Consider the following 22,325-nt stretch of genomic DNA (forward strand, 5'->3'; position numbering starts at 1 on the left):
GATGACTGCGCACGCAAGCCTCAAGCTCTCGACGCTCTGAAGGGGTAAGAAAACCGGGGCGGATCATGAGCCTAACTGAACCGTTTTCACGCATGACGTCAACTCATCAAAACTCGGAAGTTCGATGACGCTAAGTATAACTCTTTGGTGGTTAACAGTTGGTGAACGTGGGCAATTTGAAACAAGCTTTTCGCTAAATAAAATCCAACCCTTTGGACTCTCGATATAAATTCTCGCGGTTTTGTGCGTATTTTTGATCGCCATGCTGCGGGGCGATCCGGGCCCTGTCGCATTGTCGTGTCCGGAGGGCGCAGATTGTGCATATTTGGAGCGACTCGACCTGTGGGTGACGATCTGAGTTTTGCTGCCGTTGATCATGCTCGCGGCGACTCGCGCCAAAATCACGCCCAACAGGCCGCTGCCCCGCGTCTTTTGGGACGCAGGGCAGGGGCAGAATCGCTAGGGCAGGTCAGGTGGCCGAGCCACCTACGGTCAATCCGCCCATCAAAACGCTGGGCTGGCCAACGCCGACAGGCACCCATTGCCCCTGTTTGCCGCAATTGCCCATGCCGGGGTCCAGCGCCATGTCGTTGCCGAGGGCGCGAATCTGGTTCAGCGCGGTGGCGCCATCGCCAATCAGGGTGGCACCTTTTACCGGTGCGCCGATTTTACCGTCTTTGACGCGATAGGCTTCGGTGCAGGAGAACACGAACTTGCCATTGGTGATGTCAACCTGTCCGCCACCAAAGCCGACCGCCCAGATCCCATCCTTGATGGAGGCGACCAGATCTTCCGGGTTCGCCTCTCCGCCCAACATATATGTGTTGGTCATCCGCGGCATCGGTGCGTGGGCATAGCTTTCGCGGCGGCCGTTGCCGGTGCTGTCGACACCCATCAGGCGCGCGTTTTGGCGGTCCTGCATAAAGCCGACAAGCACGCCATCTTCGATCAGCGTGGTTTTCTGGCTGGGCGTGCCTTCGTCATCAACGGTGATGGAGCCGCGCCGGTCAGGCAGGGTGCCGTCGTCCAGGACCGTCACACCTTTGGCCGCGATCTGTTTGCCCATCAGCCCGGCAAAAGCCGAGGATCCCTTGCGGTTGAAATCCCCCTCCAGGCCATGGCCGATGGCCTCATGCAACAGGATGCCGGGCCAGCCTGGCCCAAGCACAACGTCCATTTCACCGGCGGGGGCAGGCACGGCCTCCAGGTTGACACAGGCGATGCGCAGCGCTTCGCGCACCTTGTCCTGCCAGTCTGCCGGGTCGACCAGACCATCCAGTTTGACCCGGCCACCGCCACCAGCGCTGCCGCTTTCGCGGCGCCCGTCCTGTTCGACGATCACCGAGACATTCAACCGTGTCATCGGGCGCACATCCCGCACCCGGCTGCCATCGGCACGCAGAATATCCACCTCTTGCAGAGAGGCGGCCAACATGGCGGACACTTGCACCACCCGCGAATCTAGATCGCGGGCAAAGGCGTCGATCTCGCGCAGTGTTTCGATCTTCACCGCAAACGGCATGGCACCGAAGGGGTCATCATCGGTATAAAGATGCGTGTTGGTGGCTTTGGGGGCTGGCGCCATGGTGCCGCCGCCGTCGCCCACAGCGAGCCGCGCGGTTTCGGCCGCGCGTTTCAGCGCTGAAATCGACAGGTCCGTGGAATGAGCATACCCGGCCACCTCGCCGTTGATCGCCCGCAGACCAAAGCCCTCGGCCGCATCATAGCTGGCATTGCGCAGCCGCCCATCGTCAAAAACCAATGCCTCTGATTTGCGGCGTTCCACAAAAATCTCGCCATCATCGGCCCCGGCAAGTGCCTGTTTCAACACCGCGAGTGCTTCGGTCTCGGGCAGGGTGGTTTCGAAGGGGCGGAACGTCTCGGTATCCATGACTTTCACCTTGGTTTTTTGATTTAAATCAAGAAAGCGACGCTTTGACGCGAGCATCCCTCTTTAACTGTACGATGGAATATGATTTTTAGCAGCGTCAAAGACAACGGGTTCGGTGCGTTTTGTGGAATCGCAATACATTTCGCTTATAACCACCGGAGTAGGAACAACTCGATCAACCGATCAGGACATAACATGAAGAACGCTTTGATGCTTTCCGGCCTTTTCGCAGGCCTATCGAGCCTTCCAGCCATCGCGCAAGAAGGTCTGGAAACCATTGGTAAGCCGACCGACGGCAACCTTGGATTCCAGCCTGCAGCGACTGAGCTTGCAGAAGGCATCCACACTCTCGATTACATGATCCTTCTGATCATCACCGCTGTTTGCGTATTCGTTGGCGGGCTGTTGCTCTATGCAATCGTGCGCTTCAACCGTCGCGCCAACCCAACACCGGCTTCTTTCACACACAACACGCCGATCGAAATCGCGTGGACCGTGGTGCCGATTCTGATCCTGGTGTTCATCGGGTCCTTCTCCCTGCCAGAGCTGTTCCGCCAGCAGGAAATCCCAGAAGGCGACATCAACATCAAGGTCACCGGATACCAGTGGTACTGGGGGTATGAGTATACCGACCACGAGTTCGGCTTTGAAAGCTACATGCTGCCCCGCGACCAGCTGGAAGCAAACGGCTACGCACAGGACGAATATCTGCTGGCCACCGACACTGCAGTTGTCGTGCCCTCGGGCAAGGTGGTTGTGATGCAGGTGACCGGTGCGGACGTGATCCACTCCTGGACCATCCCCTCCTTCGGCGTGAAGCAGGACGCGGTACCAGGTCGTCTGGCTGAGTTGTGGTTCAAGGTCGAAGAAGGTCGTGAAGGCGTCTACTTTGGCCAGTGCTCCGAGCTGTGCGGTAAGGACCACGCCTACATGCCGATCACTGTCAAAGTTGTGACACCTGCCGAATATGAGGCATGGTTGGACGGCGCGATTGAGGAATTCGCCGGTACACCGCGCAGCTTCCAGGTGGCCGCGAACTGATCGCAGCCCACGGCGGCAGCTATCTAGGGTGGTCCCAGCGGCAAAGCCCACACTGTGAAACGCGACCCTTCAGGGATTGGCGTTAGGGTGGGCAAAGTCGGCGCAAGGCGCCAGTCGCAGGGAACCAACCACAAAATAAACGTCGGGCGCATCCGTGTGTCCGACGTCTTAGAGAAAACACCCCTTTCTGACGTGCCCGTGCTCCACGCGCCCGTAGCTGACGAGAGAGTTCAAGACACATGACCGACGCAAGCATAAATGCCAGCACAGCCCAGAGCGGTGATGCAGAGTTCGGCGATTATTTCGCCCTGCTGAAACCACGGGTGATGTCACTGGTTGTGTTCACCGCGCTTGTCGGTCTGTTGGCGGCACCTGTGTCTGTCCATCCGGTCATCGGCTTCTGCGCCATCTTGTTCATCGCCATCGGTGGCGGCGCGTCCGGCGCGCTGAATATGTGGTGGGACGCAGATATCGACAAGGTGATGGTCCGCACCCGCAAGCGCCCGATTCCCGCGGGCAAGGTGGACGGTGGCGAGGCGCTGTCACTGGGTCTGGCACTGTCCGGCCTTTCCGTGATCATGCTGGCGCTGGCCACCAACATCATGGCAGGCGCCTGGCTGGCCTTCACCATCTTCTTCTATGTGGTGGTCTACACCATGTGGCTGAAACGTCTGACGCCGCAGAACATCGTGATCGGTGGTGCGGCTGGTGCCTTCCCCCCGGTGATCGGTTGGGTCGCGGCCACCGGTTCCATGACGATCGAGCCGTGGTTGATGTTCGCGCTGACCTTCATGTGGACGCCGCCGCATTTCTGGGCGCTCGCTCTGTTCATGCGCTCCGACTACGATGATGCCGGTGTGCCCATGCTAACTGTCACCCACGGCCGCCCATCCACGCGCAAGCATATTCTGGTCTACACCATTCTGCTGGCGCTGCTGGCGGTGGGCACCGGGTTTTCATCCATCGGCGGAGCGCTTTACCTGGCGACGGCACTGGTCCTGAATGCCCTGTTCCTGCAGGGCGCCTGGAAAATCTGGCGCCGCGATGAGGTCGCCTGCGAGGCGGACAACTTCAAGGTGGAACGCAGCTTCTTCAAACTGTCGCTGCTCTATCTCTTCCTGCATTTTGGCGCGATTCTCTTCGAAGCCGTTTTGAAACCTTATGGTTTGGGGGGCTGGTGATATGAGCCTGCGCAAAGAACATGAACTGCACCATCGCCGCAAAGGCCGTAATCTTGGCGTCGGCGTGCTGCTGGCCTCCTTCGTGGTGCTGATCCTGGCCCTGACCATGGTGAAGGTCACATCCAGCGGCTTCAAATTCCCCAATTCTTCGGCAGATAGCCAGCAGACAGAGGGCTGATACTATGGCAATGAACGGACCAAGAAAGACTGTTTTGCAACTGGTTGGCGTCGTCGTCCTGATGGGCGGCCTGTCCTGGGCCTCGGTGCCATTTTACGATTGGTTCTGTCGGGTGACGGGCTTTGGTGGCGTCACTGGCGTGGCCGAGTCGGAATCTGACACCATCCTGGACCAAACCATCACGGTGCGCTTCGACGCGTCCAAGGCCCGTGACATGCCATGGGAATTCCGCCCGATCGAACGGGAAATGACGGTGCGGATCGGTGAAACCGGCTTGGCCTTCTACGAGGCTTACAACCCAACAGACAAACCAGTGGCCGGGCAGGCGTCCTACAATGTGACGCCCTATCAGGCTGGTTACTTCTTTGAGAAAATTGCCTGCTTCTGCTTCGAAGAGCAGGTTTTGCAACCGGGTGAGCGGGTTGAAATGCCTGTCACCTTCTACGTCGATCCCGAGATCGTCGATGACCGGGACGGGAAATTCATTCACACGATTACCCTGTCTTATACATTCTATGAAATTGATCTGCCCGAAGGCTATGCCGCCCTCGAAACAGGTGATACCACCGACGCAGACACAATCACGAACTAGGCCGCTAGGTGAGGGACACTGAAATGGCGCACGCAAAAAACCACGACTATCATATTCTTCCGCCATCGATCTGGCCGCTGCTCAGCTCGGTAGGCGTCTTCATCATGCTGTTTGGCGCTGTGCTGTGGATGCACGGTGTCACGGCCTGGGCCTTCTGGGGCGGCTTTGTCATGGTGCTTTACAGCGCCTATGCCTGGTGGGCCGAAGTGGTCGCCGAAGCACGCCAGGGCGATCACACGCCTGTTGTTCGCATCGGCCTGCGCTACGGCTTCATCCTGTTTGTGATGTCCGAAGTCATGTTCTTCTTCGCTTGGTTCTGGTCGTTCTTCAAACACGCGATCTATCCGATGGAGACATATGTCGGCACTGAATATGTGGCGCCTGCGATCTATCCGGTCGATGCGTTCCACCTGCCGCTGATCAACACTCTGGTTCTGCTGCTGTCCGGCTGTGCCGTGACCTGGGCGCACCACGCGCTGGTGCACAACAATGACCGCAAGGCGTTGGTGCAGGGTCTGGCCTGGGGCATCGGTCTTGGCGTGTTCTTCACCGCGCTGCAGGCCTATGAATACTACCACCTGCTGCACGAAGGCTGGCAGTTCGGCGGTGATGAGTTCTACTCGAACTTCTTCATGGCCACTGGTTTCCACGGCTTCCACGTGATCATCGGCACCATCTTCCTCACCGTCTGCTTGGTGCGCGCAATGAAGGGTGACTTCACCCCGAAACAGCACGTCGGTTTCGAGGCCGCAGCCTGGTACTGGCACTTCGTTGACGTGGTGTGGCTGTTCCTCTTCGTGGCGGTCTACATCTGGGGCACCGCTGGCCTGGGTGGCTAAGGCGCCCTGACGGTTCGGCCCCCCAGAACACTGTTGGGTCAATTGCCCGGAGGTTCGGCAGTTGGCTCAGCCACAAAGGGGACGAATTGTAAGGGGTACAGGTTTGTGGTTCCGAATCCCGACCTGACACCGTAAGACATGCAGCGCGCGGAGCCCGGCTTCGCGCGCTGTCTCTTTGGTAAGGACAAAGCAATGCGGCGGTTGAACTTTCTATCCGGTGTCGGCGGGCTGGGCCTTGCGGCTCTCGTGGGCCTCGGTGTCTGGCAGGTCCAGCGCCTGGAGTGGAAAGAAGCCTTGCTGGCGACGATCGAAACCCGCCTTGCTGCTGCGCCCGCCGCGCTCCCAGCCGCACCCGAACAAGATCGCGACAGATACCGCGCCGTGACTGTGTCAGGCACGCTGGAGCCGCGCGAATTGCATGTTTTCTGGGTCACCAAAGAGGCGGAAACAGGCTACCGGGTGATCGCGCCTCTGGTAACACCGGAGGGGCGCCGCCTGCTGCTGGACCGTGGCTTTGTTCCAGCCGCCGACAAAGACGCAGAGCGCGCGGCAGGCGCTGTCACCGTCCGCGGCAATCTGCTCTGGCCCGATGAAGTGGACTGGAGCACACCCCCCGCCGATCTGGACGGCAATATCTTCTATGCCCGCGATCTGGCGCTGATGGCGCAGACGCTTGAGACCGAACCGCTGTTGCTGGTGGTGCGGGACACCTCTGCGCAGACGGACATCCGGCCACAACCGGTCACCACCGTGGGTATCAAGAACAATCATCTGCAATATGCGATAACCTGGTTTTCGCTGGCCGTGATCTGGGCCGCGATGACCGTTTATTTCCTGTGGCGCGCGCGCCCAAAATCCGAAGGCTGAACCGATGAAATATATTTCAACCCGGGGCAAGGCGCCCGAGCTGACCTTTGAAGAGGCGATGCTGACCGGATTGGCCCGCGACGGCGGGCTATATGTGCCGGCGGAGATCCCAACCCTGTCGCGCGATGACATCGCCGCCCTTGCAGGCCAATCCTATGAAGAGGTCGCGTTCCGTGTGATGTGGCCCTTCGTGGGCGAGTGTTTCACCGAGGCAGAGTTCCGCGGCATCATTGATCGCGCCTACGCCAGCTTTGGCCACGCGGCTCGCGCGCCGATGGTGCAGCTGGCGCCCAACCATTTCCTGATGGAGCTGTTTCACGGCCCGACCCTGGCGTTCAAGGATTTCGCCATGCAGCTGATTGGCCAGCTGTTTGAAACCGCGCTGAAGCGTCGGGGCGACAGTGTGACCATCGTCGGGGCAACCTCTGGTGATACCGGATCGGCAGCGATCCAGGCCTTTGGCGGGCTGGATGCGGTCAATGTCTTCATCCTTTATCCGCATGGCCGCGTCTCCGAGGTGCAGCGCCGCCAGATGACCACCCCGACCGACAGCAATGTGCACGCGCTTGCCGTGGATGGCGACTTTGATGATTGTCAGGCCGCGCTCAAGGACATGTTCAACGACTTTGAATTCCGCGATGACGTCAAACTGGCGGGGGTCAACTCGATCAACTTTGCGCGGGTTTTGGCGCAGGTGGTTTACTACTTCTTTGCTGCGGTCTCCCTCGGGGCGCCGGACCGCAAGGTGAGCTTCACCGTGCCAACCGGCAATTTCGGCGATATCTTTGCAGGCTTCATCGCCAAACAGATGGGGCTGCCGGTGGACAAGCTGGTGGTTGCGACCAACCAGAACGATATTCTGCACCGCTGCCTGTCGGGCCAAGGATACCACAAGGGCGAGACCATCCCCTCTATCTCGCCCTCCATGGATATTCAGGTCTCCTCCAACTTCGAACGCGCGCTGTTTTATGCCTATGATCGCGATGGCGCGGCCGTGTCGCAGCTGATGGACGAATTGAAAACAGGTGGTTTTGAGGTCAGCCAGGGCGCGATGGAAGCACTGCGCGATCACTATGCGTCGGGCCGCTGCTCGGAGGCAGAAACCTCCGCCACCATTGCATCTGAACACAAGGCCTCTGGCGAGCTGCTTTGCCCGCACAGCGCAATTGGCGTCAAAGTCGCCAATGAGCTTCGCGATCCAGCTGTGCCCATGGTGACATTGGCCACCGCCCATCCGGCGAAATTCCCCGCCGCGGTCGAAGCCGCCAGCGATGTGCATCCGCCTCTTCCCCCGCGGATGGCAGATCTATATGACAAGTCGGAACGGGTGACACGGATCGCAAATGATCTGGACACACTCGAACGTCACATCAGAGAGCAGATCGCGCATTGACAGTTCAACAGCACCAACTCGCCAATGGCTTCCGCATCGTCACCGAAAGCATGCCGGGGCTGCAATCTGCTGCCATCGGCCTCTGGGTGAACGCAGGCGGGCGCCATGAGCGGATCGAACAGAACGGCATTGCCCATTTTCTGGAGCATATGGCGTTCAAGGGCACCAAACGGCGCAGTGCGCTGCAGATCGCCGAAGCCATCGAAGATGTCGGTGGCTATATCAACGCCTACACCAGCCGCGAAGTCACGGCCTACTACGCGCGGGTGCTGAAGGAAGATGTGGCGCTGGCGCTGGATGTGGTGGCCGATATTGTGCTGAACCCGGTGTTTGACGAACGCGAGATCGAAATCGAACGCGGCGTGATCCTGCAGGAAATCGGGCAGGCACTTGATACACCGGATGATGTGATTTTCGACTGGCTGCAGGAAGAAAGCTATCACGACCAACCCATCGGACGCACCATTCTGGGTCCGGCAGAGCGGGTGCAAAGCTTCGGCAAAGAAGACCTGCAGCGGTTTGTGGCAGAGCACTATGGCCCGGGTCAGATGATTCTGGCGGCCTCCGGCGCGGTCGATCACGATGCCATCGTGACCCTCGCGGAGCAGCTGTTTGGGGACCTCGCGCCAAAACCGACCGCCGTCGTGGCGCCTGCACGGTTCACCGGCGGTGAGGCACGGCAGGAAAAAGCGTTGGAGCAGGCCCATTTTGCCTTGGCCTTCGAAGGGCCGGGATACCGCGATCTCGATATCTATACCGCGCAGATCTATTCCAGCGCCCTGGGCGGGGGCATGTCCAGCCGCCTGTTCCAGGAGGTCCGTGAAAAACGCGGGCTCTGCTACACGATTTTTGCACAGACGGGGGCCTATGCCGATACCGGTGCGCTGACGCTTTATGCGGGCACCTCCGGGGCGCAGCTGCAGGAACTGGCGCAAATCACCATCGACGAGATGAAGCGCGCCGCAGAAGACATGAGCGACGCAGAGGTGGACCGCGCCCGCGCGCAGATGAAGGCGGGTATGCTGATGGGCCTCGAAAGCCCAACCAATCGCGCTGAACGTCTGGCCCGGCTGGTGCAGATCTGGGACCGGGTGCCGCCGCTCGAAGATACGGTGGCGCGGATTGATGCGGTGACCACCGCGGATGTGCGTGCAATGGCAGAGACGATGGCCCATCAGGCCCCAATGGCGCTTGCGCTATATGGCCCTGTTGGCAGTGCGGCCGGTCTGGACGCCTTGAAGGAGAGGCGCGCGGCCTGATGTTGCTGACCGGACGCAAGGTACGCATTGAAACCGAGCGGATGACTCTGCGGCCGCCGGTTCATGCTGATTTTCGCGAATGGTCTGCCCTGCGCCAGCATAGTCGCGACTATCTGACCCCGTGGGAGCCGGTCTGGGCCGCCGATCATCTCAGCCGTAAGAGCTTTACCAACCGGGTCTATTGGGCGCGCCGCTCTGTCAGCTCGGGTTCTGCCTTGCCGTTGTTTCTGATCCGCCGGGCGGATCAGGCGATCTTGGGCGCCATCACGCTCGACAATATCCGCCGGGGTCCTGCCCAGGCAGGCACGCTTGGGTATTGGACGGGGGAGCCTTTTGCCCGCAACGGCTATATGCGCGAGGCCATTGGCGCGGTGGTGCATCATGCTTTCACCAAATTGGATTTGTCCCGCATCGAGGCCGCCTGCCTGCCCGAAAACGCCGCCTCGCGTGGTTTGCTGGAGAGTGCCGGTTTCAAATATGAGGGCGTTGCGCAATCATATCTGCAAATCAACGGGCGCTGGCGGACACATGTTCTATATGCATCATTGCGCCATGATCGGCGTGGGCGCACACAGGTTGGCCAGGCCTGATCGCGACCCAACGAAGGGCAGGCTGGCCACGCCGCGCAGGCGATTGCTGACCTGCATGGGAGGCCCGCATATACGGCCTGCATATTAGGGATGGGATGATCTGCCATGACATTGAACCCGGCTGACACCGCTTTTCTGGACCAGCTGCGCCAGAGCCTGCCGGAAGGCACCTTGCGCCCGGCAGAGAGCCGCCATCTGGAAGAGCCGCGCGGGCGTTATTCTGGACGCGCCGGGGCGGTCGCCATGCCCCGCACCACCGAAGAGGTCGCAACCCTTGTGCGCGCCGCCCATGAGGCGCGGGTCGCGGTGGTGCCCTATGGCGGCGGCACCGGTCTTGTGGGTGGTCAGATCATGGAGGGAGAGGGCCCCGCACCGCTGGTGATTTCGATGGAGCGACTGTCGGGTCTCAGGGGGGTCTTTCCGGCAGAAAACGTACTGATGGTCGAGGCCGGGATGATCCTGGCGGATGTGCAGCGCGCGGCAGAGGACGCAGGCCGTCTGTTTCCGCTGTCGCTGGCCGCCGAAGGCTCCGCCCGGATCGGGGGCACGCTTGCGACCAATGCAGGCGGGGTGAATGTCTTGCGCTATGGAAACGCCCGCGATCTCTGCCTCGGGGTGGAGGCGGTGCTGCCGAATGGTGACATTTGGCGGGGGCTGAACCGCCTGCGCAAGGACAACACAGGCTATGATCTGCGCAATCTTCTGATCGGCGCAGAGGGCACCTTGGGCATTATCACAGCCGCGTCGCTCAAACTGTTTGCGCGGCCCGCAGAGCAGGGGGCTGCCCTGTTGACCGTGGCGTCGCCGCAGGCCGCGATTGATCTGCTGAGCCTCGCCCGCGACCAACTGGGGGAGAGCATCAGCGCCTTTGAACTGATCCATCGCCAAGGTCTGGAGTTCCTGCAGGAAAAAGTGCCGGACATCCGCTTTCCTATGCAGGAACTGCCAGAGTGGTGCGTGCTGATCGATCTGGGCCTGCCCCGTGGTCGTTCACCGCAGGAGGCCCTGACCGAACTGTTTGAAACCGCATTGCAGGCCGGGCTCAGCGCGGATGGGGTGATTGCCCAGTCCGAGACGCAGCGCCAGGCCCTGTGGTCGGTGCGCGAACATATCCCAGAAGCCAACCGGCGCATCGGGTCAGTCTCCAGCCACGATATTTCCATCCCGATTTCCGCAATCCCGGCGTTCATCGTCGAGGGCGGCAAGCGCCTCGCGCAGCTTGGAGATATGCGGATCAATTCCTTCGGCCATCTGGGTGATGGGAACCTCCACTACAATGTCTTTCCCGCCGCCGGGAAATCCCGCGCGGACTACGAACATCTGCGGCCACAGGTGAAACGGATCGTGCATGATCTCACCCATGAGATGGGCGGCTCTGTCAGTGCTGAACACGGGGTGGGGCGTCTGAAGGTCGCGGATCTGCAGCGCTATGGGGATCCGACCAAATTGGCCGCGATGCGCGCGATCAAAGCGGCGCTTGATCCTCATGGGATCATGAACCCCGGCGCAGTTGTCCCGCTGGCAGACTCCTAACACCGGCGTCCTTGCCTGACAGGACATCGCTAATTTTGCATGCCAGCACGCTGGATATGCATGCCGACATGCAGCGACAATGGACAAGGGCGCAAAAGGGGGAGAGGGGCGCCACAGGGCGTTGCCGCGAAACGAACCCGACAGCAAAAACACGCTGCTGTCGGGACGGCTGGCACAGACACTGGGGTGGGATCTGCTGATTGCGGATCGACCATCCAAGTGTACGGTCCAGCGCTCTGCCACAATCCTCGGGCGCGGTTGTGGCAGCGGATTGGATCAAACGGTATTGATCAGACCCTGCTGATCAACGCGTTCTGATCAGGGCATGATCACCTTGTCGATGACGTGGATGACGCCATTGTCAGCCTCGATGTCGGCGCTGACGACGCTGGCTTCGTCGATCATCACACCGTTGTCCAGATCGATGGTGATTTCGCTGCCCTGGACGGTGGCGGCTTTCATGTCGTCAACCAGATCGCCGGACATCACTTTGCCGGGAACCACGTGGTAGGTCAGGATCGCAACCAGTTGATCTTTGTTTTCCGGCTTCAGCAGCTCTTCGACGGTGCCAGCTGGCAGCGCGGCAAAGGCGGCGTCAGTTGGGGCAAAGACGGTGAACGGGCCATCGCCCTTCAGGGTGTCAACCAGACCGGCGGCCTGCACTGCTGCGACCAAGGTCGAAAAGTCGCCTGCGCCGACGGCTGTGTCGACGATGTCCTTTGCGTGGCCGCCGGCAAACGCCGATGTCGCCAGGGCAAAAGTTGCTGCGGCACTCAGAAGTGTCTTGCGGATCATGGAATGTTTCCTCTGTCGTTTGACTGATGTCGAAGCTGACATCGCGAAGGTTACGGACCATGTTGCATTTTGGATCTGGGGACTTTCCGCTCAGAGCCGCTTGACAGAAAAAGCGCGCCGCCTAAGCCACGCGCTCTGCGATATTCCAGTCACGTTTTTGTGATAACTTGGGCGATCTTTTGGTGTGATCTGCCCCCATAACGTATGATCTGGGCCCTGATCAGGCGCCCTCGAACTCACACAGAACGGTGACATCCATGCCCAGATCTTCCAGCACCTTGCGCCCGCCCAGCTCTGGCAGGTCGATGATGAAGGCGCAGGAGATGATCTCTCCGCCCAGGCGTTCGATCAGCTTGATGCCCGCGGCCGCGGTGCCACCTGTCGCCAGCAGATCGTCGACGACCAGGACCTTCTCGCCAGGCTGGATCGCGTCGTCATGGATTTCCATGATCGCCTCGCCGTATTCCAGCTTGTAGTCCTGGCTAATGGTGGTGCCGGGCAATTTGCCCTTTTTGCGGATCGGCACAAAGCCCACGCTCAGCTGGTGCGCGATGGCGCCGCCCAGGATAAAACCACGGGCTTCGAGCCCGACAACCTTGTCGATCCGCTCGCCCGCATAGGGGTGCAGCATCTGGTCGATGGCCATGCGAAAGCCGCGTGGGTCGGCAAACAGAGTGGTGACATCGCGGAACATGATGCCTTCGTGGGGGAAATCCACGATGGTGCGGATGTAGTCTTTGACAGCGGTTTTGCGGGCCATAGGGGCGTCCCTCATCTTAGGTTGTCGGTTTGGTCGACAGTTGGATCGGCAATGTGGCCGAGGCGTGCCCCTGTCAGAAGGGCGGGTGCTGTGTGGCGCATCAGACCGCGTCGGGCAAGAGGAAGCAGGCCGGATTGCACGGCTCTTTTGCAGATGTGACCTTTGGGAACCTATTTGGTGGGAACCTATTTGGCGCGCCTGTCACTCGGATCAGGCGGCCATTCTTGTTCAGCCAGATTGCTCAGCCAGCTGTACCGCTGCGTTTGCGCTGTGGTGTCCAGAACACTGCAAACACCACAACGCACGTGCGCTTAGCCCAGAACCCGACCCGCAACCGCATCCAGTTTCGCCAGCAGGGCTGGATCGCGTTTTTCTGGTGCGGTCATGATCGCATATTCCAGCGCCTTGTCGCAGCCATGGGGGCAATCGGCGCGGGTTTTGCCCAAAAGCGCGGGCAAACGGCGGACCAACTCGCGTCCGTTGGCGGAATTGCCCTGCAGCGTTGCAATGATGTCGGTGATGTCCACAGCCCCATGATCCGGGTGCCAGCTGTCGTAGTCCGTGACCATTGCCACAGAGGCATAGCACAGCTCGGCTTCGCGGGCGAGTTTCGCCTCCGGCATATTGGTCATGCCGATCACGTCACAGCCCCAGCTGCGGTACATTTTGCTTTCGGCCATCGATGAAAACTGCGGCCCCTCCATACAGAGATAGGTGCCGCCGCGATGCACATTGATGCCCGCGTCCCGCGCCGCGGTTTCGGCCGCATCGGAGAGGCGCTCGCAGGTGGGGTGCGCCACGCTGACATGCGCCACGCAGCCGCTGCCAAAAAAGCTCTTCTCGCGGGCAAATGTCCGATCGATGAACTGATCGACCACGACAAAATCGCCGGGCGCCATGTTTTCGCGGAAGGAGCCGCAGGCGGAGATCGAAAACACATCGGTCACGCCCAGCCGTTTCAAGGCGTCAATATTGGCACGGTAGGGCACATCGGTTGGCGCATGCACATGGCCGCGCCCGTGCCGCGGCAGAAAGGCCATCTTCACGCCATCCAGCTTGCCGGTCAGGATCTGATCCGAAGGCGCGCCCCAGGGTGTCTCGACCGAGACCCATTTTGCGTCCTGCAAACCGTCGATGTCGTAAAGTCCCGAACCGCCGATCACGGCGATCATGGTGTCGCGAGAGATTGAAGTGGTCACGCGCTGCCCTCCTGATGATGCTGAGCCGGTTGTGCCGATGATTGACGCAGTTGGCAAGCACAGAGCCAGAAGTCCAGAACCACTAGCACTGCGCCGGGGCTAGGGAGATGAGGACAGGTTGGGATGCCTTCGGCGAGAGTATTTGGGGAAAGATGACATACAGGGATCACTCGCGGCGGATAATCCCCGTCAAAGCCGCCGCGCCAAGGGCGGTGACAATCCAGCCAAAGAGCGTGAATATCCAACGCGCCCACCACAGGATCACACCAGCAGGCCCCCGTGTAGTGGAGGGCGCCCAGGCGTCGGTCTGGCCGAAGTCGATGATAGGGATCACCACATCTGCGGCGTAGGCGATGGCAGAGAAGCTTTCCCAGTCGCGGCCGGGAATGGTTGTCTCGCTCCAATGGTCCGCCGGGTTTCGTGGCGTGGGCCTGATGCTCCGCGTGTCATAGGTCGCCCAGTCGGGGGAGGTCAGAACGATGCTGGAGTTGGGGGCAAAGCCGCCTGTGTGCCATGCCGCTAGGGTCAGCATCCAGAATGTGAGGATCAAGCCTGCAAGCACGCCGATACTGCGAAAGGGTTTGCGCCCATATCCGACGGTGACGCGTTGTAGCCAGTCGATCGCATGATCTGCGCCGAGCAGAAGGTATTTTACAATGCGTCGGCCAAGGACAGGGGATGTGTCGCGCAGCGTTTCGATCTCTTGGCATAGCGCTTTGCGCCGCTCTGCGCCCAGTTTCTTTTCCAGAACATAAAGCACCTCTCGCGCATCGGCCTCGTGCCCCATATCGTCCAGCACTTTTGCGAGCTGCCTGTAGGGTTGGGGGAGGAACTCTCCGTTCCAACTATCGCCTCCTGACAGCCATTCGAGCCGGGTCTGAGCATCTTTGCTTCCCTTGCTTATCCTGTCGTAAGTAAAGCCGTTTAGCACAACGATTTCCGGCCAGCTCGTAGTGTCGTCAGCTAAGGCTCGCGCATAGGCTCCCGCAAGGACGACTCGACCCTCTACTTTGCGGAGATCGCGAAAAACCAGACCGCCCATGATGCGAGCATTTTGTAAGTTGAGAGCTGGATTAACTGTTCCACAAAAACTGGCCTTGCGGCAGTTAAGTTGGAAGCCAACCTTTAGGCCGTTGAGTTTTGCTGTATTGGCGCAGACGACACGATTCAGTTTGACGCTCTCGCCGACCTTGCCCCTCTGCAGATTGAGTGCCGGTTGGTCGGTTGTCGTAAATCGTGACCTAGCCAGGTTCAGAGAGCCTTTAATGTCTAACGCCTCTGCATTCAGGAATGGAAACCTGCAATCTATCATGCTTAGACTCCTATGCCATGTAGATCGTTCAGCTGAGAAGCCTTTTTCAAAAACGCAGTTGCGGACATGGAAGCTGGGCAAATCAATCTGATGCGACAGGTCAAGTGGCCCACTGATAAAACAGCTCTCGATGCGAAGGGTTTGGAGATCACTAGGATCATACCTGAAGTTTAACAAAATGGCTTTGAGAGCGGTGGCACGAATATGTCTATCATCGTATTTGCCAGCGATGACTTCGGACCATGTTACATCGGTCGATAGATCTCGCTCAGTATTCGAAACGAGATCTTCAGCGCTTCTCAAACGCTCGATAAGCTTCCTCTCCGCCTTCGTTGGGCCACCTTCAATGGTCTTTTCAATCTCGTCCCAGCTCTTAAATCGCTGCATGTCACATCCTTTGGGGGCAATGACGCGACTGTTTCGTGAAAACAGCGGCAAATCAAGACAGGGCGAGCGCGACACTATTAACAAGCGCTTAAGTTTAATGTCAGCGGTTCTGTCGCATTGTTTCGCGTGCGAAACATTTGGGCAGGAGGGCTGACCTATCGAGGGTTTGCCCCTAGGGATGGTGGCCCGCGCGGGGGCGCGCCCTTGCCCCAATGGCGGAATTCCGCTAGGGCGGCGGCAACGCACCTATTCCCCGATGACAGGTAAATCTATGACACGCGGCATTATGGCGACGCTCGCCAAGCAGATATCTCCGCCCAATCTCTCCATTATGCAGGACGAAGGCTTCACCGTGGGGCGCGTGCGCACCGAGCTGTTGTCCGGTCTGACGGTCGCTCTGGCGCTGGTGCCGGAAGCGGTGGCCTTTGCCTTTGTGGCGGGGGTGCATCCGCTGGTCGGGCTTTATGCGGCGTTTCTGGTCGGGCTGATCACGGCCGTGATCGGTGGGCGACCCGGCATGATTTCGGGCGCGACCGGGGCTCTGGCTGTGGTCATGGTGGCGCTGGTGGCGCAACACGGCGTGGAGTATCTGTTTGCCACCGTGGTGCTGATGGGCATTCTGCAGGTCATCGCGGGTGTGATGCATTGGGGTAAATTCATCCGGCTGGTGCCGCATCCGGTGATGCTGGGCTTTGTGAATGGTCTGGCGATTGTGATCTTCCTGGCGCAGCTGACCCAGTTCAAGGACCCGGCCAACCCCGATATGTGGCTTGCTGGTCCGCAGCTGGTCATGATGCTCGGGCTGGTGGCGCTGACCATGCTGATTATCTGGGGTATGCCAAAGATCACATCAGTCATCCCGGCGCCGCTGGCGGGTATCGGTGTTGTTGCGGGATTGGTGATTGCCTTTGGCATCAACGTGCCCACCGTGGGCGACATGGCCTCGATCAAGGGCGGTCTGCCGAGCTTCCACAATCCGTTTGGCACGGGTGAGGGGCTTTATGGCACGGCGCTTGCGCCGATGACGCTGGAGACCCTGCAGATCATCCTGCCTTATGCGGTGATCCTGGCGGCGATTGGCCTGATCGAGAGCCTTTTGACCCTGAACCTAGTGGGGGAAATCACCGGCAAACGCGGTGGCGCCAGCCAGGAGTGCATTGCGCAGGGTACTTCCAACATCGTGACCGGGTTCTTTGGGGGCATGGGGGGCTGTGCGATGATCGGCCAGTCCATGATCAATGTGAAATCCGGCGGACGCACCCGGATCGCAGGCATTGCTGCGGCCTTGTTCCTGTTGTTGTTCATCGTTGTGGCCTCGCCGCTGATCGAACAGATCCCGCTGGCGGCACTGGTGGGTGTGATGTTCATGGTGGTGATCGGCACATTCGCCTGGAACAGCTTCAAGGTGATGACGAAAGTGCCCGCGATGGATGCTTTTGTGATCGTACTGGTGACGGTGGTGACGGTGATGACCGACCTCGCGATTGCGGTGGTTGTGGGCGTCATCGTGTCGGCGCTGGCCTATGCCTGGAACAACGCACGCCGCATTCACGCCTATACCCGCGAATCCGAAAGCGACAAGGGCGCCAAAGTCTATGAGATCGAAGGCCCGCTGTTCTTTGGCTCAACCGATGGGTTTATCGAGCTGTTCGATGTTGCGGGGGATCCAGACCGCGTGATCGTCGATTTTGCCCGCAGCCGCGTGGTGGACCAGTCGGCGCTGCAGGCGATTGAGGCGATTGCCGGCAAATACGAGGGCGAAGGCAAATCCATCGTTCTGCGCCACCTGAGCCGCGATTGTCACCAGCTGCTGACCAAGGCCGGCCACCTTATGGTCGATAGCGATGATGACCCGGATTATCAGGTGGCGACCGATTATTCGGTGCGCACCGGTGTTCTCGGCAGTCACTGATCCGAGTTAGCAGGAAACAGAAAAGCCCGCAGATGTCTGATCTGCGGGCTTTTTGCTTTTTGGTGTCCGTGTTGAGCCGGGCATCCCCATGATCAATCGGGGGCCAGCGCCTCCAGCATATCAAGATCACCAGACAGGATCGCAGGCTCTGCCCGCGCGATCAGCTCTGCTGGCCAATCCCACCATTTCAGGGTCAGCAACCGCGCGATCTGCGGTTTTGGAAAACGGTGCCGGATCACGCTGGCGGGGTTGCCGGTCACGATGGCATAGGGAGGGATGCTGCCGCGCACCACAGCGCCTGCGCCAATGATGGCGCCATCACCGATGCGCGCGCCGGGCAGGATCATTGCGCCATAGCCGATCCACACATCATGGCCGATCACCGTATCGCGGGTGTCGGGCTGAAACCCGGCCATCTGGCTTGGGTCAAAGACCGGGAACGGATAACAGCTGAGACCGTCCTGAGCGTGATTGGCCGATGCGGTGATGATGCGCACGCTGTCGGCGATCTGGCAGAACCGGCCAATCATCACCCGTTCGCGCGCACCGGGAAACAGATAGGGCGCAAGCCGACTGGCCCAATCCTGCGGCGGATCGAAGGCCGAGGCGTAGGTATAGGCCCCGATGCTGAAATTAGGGTGCGACACCGCTTCGGACAACATGACTGTGCCGACATGCGGCGTCCCGTCAGGCAGAATGATGGGGTGGCGCAGATTGGGGTCGGGTAGGGGCATGGGGCTTTGTCAGTCTCCTGGGCGCGAGAGCGAGAACAGCTCTGTCACCACGGAGTAGTCGCGATAGCCAAGCCGCGCGAGCGGCTGGAATGTGGTGACATCAAAGATACCGTCGCGCAGGCAGGCATCATCAATATGAACGCCGACCACTTCGCCAAAGACCACTTTGTTGGCGGCGCCGGGCAGGGTGACAATCTCGGTCAGTCGGCATTCCAACGCGGCGGGTGCCGCTGCCACACGGGCGCAATCGATGGTGGTGCAATCCTGCGCCTCCAAACCTGCGGCGGCAAATTCATCGACCTCTTTGCCAAGTGCGGCGGAGGATGCGTTCATGGCATCGCGCAGGGCATAGGAGACAACGTTGACGCAAAACACGCCGGTTTCGGCAATATTGGCCACGCTGTCCTTGGTGCCGTCCTGGTCGTCCTTCGCGCTGGTGGAGGCAAACATCACCTGTGGCGGTTCATAGGCCACGGCGTTGAAAAAGGAATAGGGTGCCAGATTGTTGGTCCCATCCGCCGCGCGTGACGAAATCCAGCCGATGGGGCGGGGGGTGACGATTGCGTTGAACGGGTTGTGGGGCAGCCCGTGGCCATCCTGAGGGCGGTAGAACATCAGAGATCTCCTGTCATTTGCGCGGCGCGACTTTTGCCGACCGCGGATCTGCGCGGGGTTTGCCCAAGGCTTACGTGCGTGATAGGCGGATGACCAGACTGCGCGATACGTTTTGCCGCCACTGTGCCTTTTTCGGGCGCGCGGGCGCAACGCGCCAGTCCAACGGGGAGATATCAAGCGGCGTGGAGGCCGGGCGGTGTGATCGAATTGAAGCCAGAGCAGCCCGATGACCGGTGGGAGGTCGAGGCGCTCTATGATCTGTGTTTTGCACCGGGTCGCGAGGCGCTGTCGTCCTATCGGCTGCGCGACGGGGTGCCTGCGGTGGCAGGTCTCAGCCAGGTGGCCCGCGATGAAGCAGGCATTCTGGCTGGTGCGATCCGCTTTTGGCCGGTGCGTGTGGCGCAAGCAGATCATGAGGGTGCGGCGGCCAGTTGTTCGCCCGGTCATGTGAGCGATCAGCCCAACTCTAAGCCACTGGGCCATCAACCACAGGCCCATCAACCACAGGCCAATCAACCACCGGCCCATCAACCTGCTGGCCACGCCGCGCTGCTGCTGGGGCCGGTTGCGGTGCACCCAACGCATCAGGGCGAAGGCCTTGGTGGGGCCCTGATCCGCGACAGTCTGGCCAAAGCGGCCGAGGACCGCTGGAGTCGGGTGCTGTTGGTGGGTGATGCGCCCTATTATGCGCGCTTCGGCTTTACCCTGTTGGCCGGGGTCGAAATGCCACCGCCGACCAACCCGGACCGTGTTCTGGGCCTGGAACTGCAGCCTGGCGCCTGGGCTGATGTGCGGGGTCAGGTGCTGCGCTGGAGCGCTGATGTTGAGACCGCAGAAGAACGCGCAGGCGGGGCGCGGGCGCTGACCTAACCCGGTTGGTGAGCTGCCTTTGGTCCTGTAATTTGATTGCTCATCCCGCTGCGCTCCCTTGAACACAGCGCTGGGCGACCAAATGTCAGTATAGAAGGGCCACAGCAGGAGACGCCCGCCGATGACCGATATTTTGCTGCCCGATGCAGAGATCATGCAGCCGGTGACCGCTTTGGATGTGGAGGCAGAGCTGGACGCTCTGGCCCAGCGGTATCGTGCGGCGGGTGGCATGGGGTTGCAGATTTTGAACCTGCTGGGTGGCTCGGCCGAGAGCCTGCTGGAGCGTTTGCCGCAGCCGGTGCAGCAGGGGCTTCATGGCGCCACGCATCAGGCGCTGCGATTGGCGATGGATGGGGCAAGCCGATCCCGGCGGTGGGTGCCGGATCAATCCAGTCAGGTCAACCGCGCGGTCAGCGCCGCCATGGGCGCGGTTGGTGGTTTTGGTGGATGGCCCAGTGCCTTGCTGGAACTGCCCACCACCACCGCATTTCTGCTGCGCACGATCGAAGGTGTGGCGGTGGAGGAAGGGTTCGACCCCAGCGCCAAAGGCACCTCGTTTGATTGTATCCAGGTCTTTGCCGCTGCCGGTCCGCTGGCCAGCGATGACGGCGCGGATCTGGGGTTTTTGTCTCTGCGATTGGGGCTGACCGGTCCGGCGCTGCAAAAGCTGATCGCCCAGGTGGTACCAAAGCTGAGCGTGGTGTTGGGCCAGAAATTGGCGGCGCAGGCGGTGCCGGTTCTGGGTGCGGTGGCCGGGGCAAGCACGAATTACGTTTATGCGGGCTACTATCAGGAAATGGCGCGCGTCCACTTCGGTCTGCGTCGATTGGCGATTGCGGCGGATCAACCCCATGATGTGTTGCTGCAGGGGTTGCAACAGCGCCTTTTGGGTCAACCTGGCACCATGTGACACCCGCGGCGCGCCAGGCATCTGCCGTGCCAACGCCGCTTTGTTTTGCTGGGCTGTGTTGCGTTGGGCGCTATGTTGCCGGGCAACGGACGACCACGGAAGACCATGGAAGATAAGGAAACACACTGCGATGTAGGCGCAGCGGTTTCGCGATCTGGCGTCGCGGGGGGGGGCGAGGCCACCCGCGGCTATTTCCGCCCTTGCGCTTCTGGGGAGCACAGGCTTAATCATCCACAGTGGATTAGAGTTACGCGATGATACGATACGCTTTAAAATGCAACGAAGGTCACAGCTTCGAAAGCTGGTTTCAGTCGGCGGAGGCCTATGACAAATTGGCAGCCGCCGGTCACGTGGCCTGTGCGGTATGCGGATCTGACAAGGTTGAAAAAGCGATCATGGCCCCGCGCGTGCGTCCGGGCCGCACAGCGGTCTCCGGCATTGGTGAAGCGGAACGCCCTGAGCGAGCCCCTGTACCCACGCCGCAGAGCGCAGCCGCCGGTTCATCTGGTCGAGCTGGTCAGCCTCCCGCGATGCCCGCTTCTGGCGCTGAGCCGCAGACACCGCCCGGCCAGGGCGCGTTGAGCGCCCCGTCCAGTGACCTAGAGAACGCGGTGAAGACACTGCGCGAGCAGATTGAGAAAAGCTCCGATTATGTGGGCAAGGATTTCGCCAGCGAAGCGCGGGCCATGCATCTGGGCGATGCCCCCGAGCGGCCCATCCATGGTGAAGCCAAGCCAGAAGAAGCCAAAGCACTGCTGGAGGACGGCGTGCCGGTTGTGCCGCTGCCGTTTCTGCCCAACAGAAAAACCAATTGAAAGGCGATATTGATGCATGTGGTGATTACGGGAACCAGCCGGGGCATTGGGCGGGAATTGGTCAACCGCTATCAGGCCGCTGGTGCGGAGGTGACGGGGACCTCCCGGGATCACTCCTCCGGGGTGCGGCTGGATGTGACTGATCCCGGTCAGCAAGCCCGGTTTGCTGCCCAGCTGAAGGGCCAGCCCGTGGATCTCTTGGTGTGCAACGCTGGGGTCTATCTCGATAAAGCGATGGCGATGGAAGACTACTCCGCCGAGGTCTGGGGCAAAACGCTTGCCGCCAATGTCACCGGGGTGTTTTTGACCGTGCAGGCGTTGCTGCCGAATTTGCGGCTGGCCGAGGCTCCAAAGATCGCGATCCTGTCGTCGCAAATGGCGAGCCACGCGCGCGCCCCCGGCGGCAGCTATGCCTATCGCGCCTCCAAAGCGGCGGCACTGAACATTGGCCGCAATCTTGCCACGGACCTCCTGCCCGAAGGCATCGCCGTTGGGATCTATCATCCTGGCTGCCCAAGTTCGACACTTCAGAACTATATTTGAGGTGCTTGTTTTTGGCGGGTGGTTTTATTTCAATGGGTTAGGGTTGATTAGTGGGTCTAATCCCCCAACTTTTGTCGTCACACGTATTGTTCGTATTCATCATTGCTTG

22 protein-coding genes are annotated in these 22,325 nt (G+C 60.3%); 15 read left to right on the top strand and 7 right to left on the bottom strand.

Annotated features, from left to right (window positions below; translation table 11 throughout):
• Positions 1-469: 469 nt before the first annotated feature.
• Positions 470-1,891 carry a metalloprotease TldD gene (tldD, locus tag Q0C28_RS15745; protein WP_293577217.1) on the bottom strand — a complete coding sequence of 474 codons (1,422 nt, stop codon included), beginning with the start codon at positions 1,889-1,891 and terminating at the stop codon, positions 470-472.
• A 195-nt stretch (positions 1,892-2,086) separates the two neighbouring features.
• Here tldD and coxB point away from each other — a divergent pair, with 195 nt between their 5' ends.
• The 10 genes from coxB (at position 2,087) to Q0C28_RS15795 (ending at position 11,364) form a co-directional block, all read left to right on the top strand.
• On the top strand, positions 2,087-2,932 hold the full coding sequence (gene coxB / locus Q0C28_RS15750) for a cytochrome c oxidase subunit II (RefSeq protein ID WP_293577218.1): 846 nt from the start codon (positions 2,087-2,089) through the stop codon (positions 2,930-2,932).
• 239 nt (positions 2,933-3,171) lie between these two features.
• Positions 3,172-4,113: a heme o synthase gene (gene cyoE, locus Q0C28_RS15755; RefSeq protein WP_293577220.1), complete on the top strand. Its 942-nt coding sequence runs from the start codon at positions 3,172-3,174 to the stop codon at positions 4,111-4,113.
• Between the two features lies 1 nt (position 4,114).
• Positions 4,115-4,291 carry a cytochrome C oxidase assembly protein gene (locus tag Q0C28_RS15760; RefSeq protein WP_293577222.1) on the top strand — a complete coding sequence of 59 codons (177 nt, stop codon included), beginning with the start codon at positions 4,115-4,117 and terminating at the stop codon, positions 4,289-4,291.
• Between the two features lie 4 nt (positions 4,292-4,295).
• The gene (locus tag Q0C28_RS15765) at positions 4,296-4,883 is read left to right on the top strand and encodes a cytochrome c oxidase assembly protein (RefSeq protein WP_293577224.1); all 588 of its coding nucleotides are present in this window, start codon (positions 4,296-4,298) and stop codon (positions 4,881-4,883) included.
• Between the two features lie 23 nt (positions 4,884-4,906).
• Positions 4,907-5,722: a cytochrome c oxidase subunit 3 gene (locus Q0C28_RS15770; protein ID WP_293577225.1), complete on the top strand. Its 816-nt coding sequence runs from the start codon at positions 4,907-4,909 to the stop codon at positions 5,720-5,722.
• Between the two features lie 192 nt (positions 5,723-5,914).
• Entirely contained in the window at positions 5,915-6,589 is a 675-nt protein-coding gene (locus Q0C28_RS15775) for an SURF1 family protein (RefSeq protein ID WP_293577226.1), read from the top strand.
• Positions 6,590-6,593: 4 nt separating this feature from the next.
• Complete coding sequence (gene thrC / locus Q0C28_RS15780) at positions 6,594-7,982, top strand: threonine synthase (RefSeq protein WP_293577227.1); 1,389 nt, start codon at positions 6,594-6,596, stop codon at positions 7,980-7,982.
• Positions 7,979-9,241, top strand: a complete 1,263-nt coding sequence (locus Q0C28_RS15785) for a pitrilysin family protein (protein WP_293577228.1) — start codon at positions 7,979-7,981, stop codon at positions 9,239-9,241. Before thrC ends, Q0C28_RS15785 begins: the two co-directional genes overlap by 4 nt.
• Positions 9,241-9,831, top strand: a complete 591-nt coding sequence (locus Q0C28_RS15790) for a GNAT family protein (protein ID WP_293577229.1) — start codon at positions 9,241-9,243, stop codon at positions 9,829-9,831. The genes Q0C28_RS15785 and Q0C28_RS15790 overlap by 1 nt, the downstream gene beginning before the upstream one ends.
• Positions 9,832-9,936: 105 nt before the next feature.
• Positions 9,937-11,364, top strand: coding sequence for an FAD-binding oxidoreductase (locus tag Q0C28_RS15795; protein WP_293577230.1), 1,428 nt, complete (start codon positions 9,937-9,939; stop codon positions 11,362-11,364).
• Between the two features lie 318 nt (positions 11,365-11,682).
• On the opposite strand, the gene Q0C28_RS15800 is transcribed toward Q0C28_RS15795, so the two are convergent.
• The 4 genes from Q0C28_RS15800 to Q0C28_RS15815 form a co-directional block, all read right to left on the bottom strand.
• Positions 11,683-12,159 carry a fasciclin domain-containing protein gene (locus tag Q0C28_RS15800; RefSeq protein ID WP_293577231.1) on the bottom strand — a complete coding sequence of 159 codons (477 nt, stop codon included), beginning with the start codon at positions 12,157-12,159 and terminating at the stop codon, positions 11,683-11,685.
• A 220-nt stretch (positions 12,160-12,379) separates the two neighbouring features.
• On the bottom strand, positions 12,380-12,919 hold the full coding sequence (locus Q0C28_RS15805) for an adenine phosphoribosyltransferase (RefSeq protein WP_293577232.1): 540 nt from the start codon (positions 12,917-12,919) through the stop codon (positions 12,380-12,382).
• A gap of 311 nt (positions 12,920-13,230) precedes the next feature.
• The gene (locus Q0C28_RS15810; RefSeq protein ID WP_293577241.1) at positions 13,231-14,091 is read right to left on the bottom strand and encodes an S-methyl-5'-thioadenosine phosphorylase; all 861 of its coding nucleotides are present in this window, start codon (positions 14,089-14,091) and stop codon (positions 13,231-13,233) included.
• 193 nt (positions 14,092-14,284) lie between these two features.
• Positions 14,285-15,817: a hypothetical protein gene (locus tag Q0C28_RS15815; RefSeq protein ID WP_293577233.1), complete on the bottom strand. Its 1,533-nt coding sequence runs from the start codon at positions 15,815-15,817 to the stop codon at positions 14,285-14,287.
• Between the two features lie 271 nt (positions 15,818-16,088).
• Between Q0C28_RS15815 and Q0C28_RS15820 the strand changes: the two genes are divergently transcribed.
• The gene (locus tag Q0C28_RS15820) at positions 16,089-17,729 is read left to right on the top strand and encodes a SulP family inorganic anion transporter (RefSeq protein WP_293577234.1); all 1,641 of its coding nucleotides are present in this window, start codon (positions 16,089-16,091) and stop codon (positions 17,727-17,729) included.
• Between the two features lie 92 nt (positions 17,730-17,821).
• Here Q0C28_RS15820 and Q0C28_RS15825 read toward each other — a convergent pair whose 3' ends face one another.
• Both Q0C28_RS15825 and Q0C28_RS15830 read right to left on the bottom strand, forming a co-directional pair.
• Entirely contained in the window at positions 17,822-18,463 is a 642-nt protein-coding gene (locus Q0C28_RS15825) for a CatB-related O-acetyltransferase (RefSeq protein ID WP_293577235.1), read from the bottom strand.
• Positions 18,464-18,472: 9 nt separating this feature from the next.
• Positions 18,473-19,078, bottom strand: coding sequence for a flavin reductase family protein (locus tag Q0C28_RS15830; RefSeq protein WP_293577236.1), 606 nt, complete (start codon positions 19,076-19,078; stop codon positions 18,473-18,475).
• 198 nt (positions 19,079-19,276) lie between these two features.
• On the opposite strand from Q0C28_RS15830, the gene Q0C28_RS15835 reads away from it, so the two are divergent.
• The 4 genes from Q0C28_RS15835 to Q0C28_RS15850 all read left to right on the top strand — a co-directional run bounded on the left by Q0C28_RS15835 (position 19,277) and on the right by Q0C28_RS15850 (position 22,216).
• The gene (locus Q0C28_RS15835; RefSeq protein ID WP_293577237.1) at positions 19,277-19,948 is read left to right on the top strand and encodes a GNAT family N-acetyltransferase; all 672 of its coding nucleotides are present in this window, start codon (positions 19,277-19,279) and stop codon (positions 19,946-19,948) included.
• A gap of 121 nt (positions 19,949-20,069) precedes the next feature.
• A complete protein-coding gene (locus Q0C28_RS15840) occupies positions 20,070-20,858 on the top strand; it encodes an EcsC family protein (protein ID WP_293577238.1) in 789 nt (262 codons plus the stop codon).
• A 254-nt stretch (positions 20,859-21,112) separates the two neighbouring features.
• Positions 21,113-21,673, top strand: coding sequence for a DUF1178 family protein (locus Q0C28_RS15845; protein ID WP_293577239.1), 561 nt, complete (start codon positions 21,113-21,115; stop codon positions 21,671-21,673).
• Between the two features lie 12 nt (positions 21,674-21,685).
• Positions 21,686-22,216, top strand: a complete 531-nt coding sequence (locus Q0C28_RS15850; RefSeq protein ID WP_293577240.1) for an SDR family NAD(P)-dependent oxidoreductase — start codon at positions 21,686-21,688, stop codon at positions 22,214-22,216.
• Positions 22,217-22,325 lie beyond the last annotated feature (109 nt).

It is taken from the genome of Phaeobacter sp. (assembly GCF_022825805.1).
GTDB lineage: Bacteria > Pseudomonadota > Alphaproteobacteria > Rhodobacterales > Rhodobacteraceae > Phaeobacter.

Coding starts and splice junctions, on each gene's coding strand:
- tldD (WP_293577217.1), bottom strand. CDS start 1,891: ATGGATACCGAGACGTTCCGCCCCTTCGAAACCACCCTGCCCGAGACC.
- coxB (WP_293577218.1), top strand. CDS start 2,087: ATGAAGAACGCTTTGATGCTTTCCGGCCTTTTCGCAGGCCTATCGAGC.
- cyoE (WP_293577220.1), top strand. CDS start 3,172: ATGACCGACGCAAGCATAAATGCCAGCACAGCCCAGAGCGGTGATGCA.
- Q0C28_RS15760 (WP_293577222.1), top strand. CDS start 4,115: ATGAGCCTGCGCAAAGAACATGAACTGCACCATCGCCGCAAAGGCCGT.
- Q0C28_RS15765 (WP_293577224.1), top strand. CDS start 4,296: ATGGCAATGAACGGACCAAGAAAGACTGTTTTGCAACTGGTTGGCGTC.
- Q0C28_RS15770 (WP_293577225.1), top strand. CDS start 4,907: ATGGCGCACGCAAAAAACCACGACTATCATATTCTTCCGCCATCGATC.
- Q0C28_RS15775 (WP_293577226.1), top strand. CDS start 5,915: ATGCGGCGGTTGAACTTTCTATCCGGTGTCGGCGGGCTGGGCCTTGCG.
- thrC (WP_293577227.1), top strand. CDS start 6,594: ATGAAATATATTTCAACCCGGGGCAAGGCGCCCGAGCTGACCTTTGAA.
- Q0C28_RS15790 (WP_293577229.1), top strand. CDS start 9,241: ATGTTGCTGACCGGACGCAAGGTACGCATTGAAACCGAGCGGATGACT.
- Q0C28_RS15795 (WP_293577230.1), top strand. CDS start 9,937: ATGACATTGAACCCGGCTGACACCGCTTTTCTGGACCAGCTGCGCCAG.
- Q0C28_RS15800 (WP_293577231.1), bottom strand. CDS start 12,159: ATGATCCGCAAGACACTTCTGAGTGCCGCAGCAACTTTTGCCCTGGCG.
- Q0C28_RS15805 (WP_293577232.1), bottom strand. CDS start 12,919: ATGGCCCGCAAAACCGCTGTCAAAGACTACATCCGCACCATCGTGGAT.
- Q0C28_RS15810 (WP_293577241.1), bottom strand. CDS start 14,091: ATGATCGCCGTGATCGGCGGTTCGGGACTTTACGACATCGACGGTTTG.
- Q0C28_RS15815 (WP_293577233.1), bottom strand. CDS start 15,817: ATGCAGCGATTTAAGAGCTGGGACGAGATTGAAAAGACCATTGAAGGT.
- Q0C28_RS15820 (WP_293577234.1), top strand. CDS start 16,089: ATGACACGCGGCATTATGGCGACGCTCGCCAAGCAGATATCTCCGCCC.
- Q0C28_RS15825 (WP_293577235.1), bottom strand. CDS start 18,463: ATGCCCCTACCCGACCCCAATCTGCGCCACCCCATCATTCTGCCTGAC.
- Q0C28_RS15830 (WP_293577236.1), bottom strand. CDS start 19,078: ATGTTCTACCGCCCTCAGGATGGCCACGGGCTGCCCCACAACCCGTTC.
- Q0C28_RS15840 (WP_293577238.1), top strand. CDS start 20,070: ATGACCGATATTTTGCTGCCCGATGCAGAGATCATGCAGCCGGTGACC.
- Q0C28_RS15845 (WP_293577239.1), top strand. CDS start 21,113: ATGATACGATACGCTTTAAAATGCAACGAAGGTCACAGCTTCGAAAGC.
- Q0C28_RS15850 (WP_293577240.1), top strand. CDS start 21,686: ATGCATGTGGTGATTACGGGAACCAGCCGGGGCATTGGGCGGGAATTG.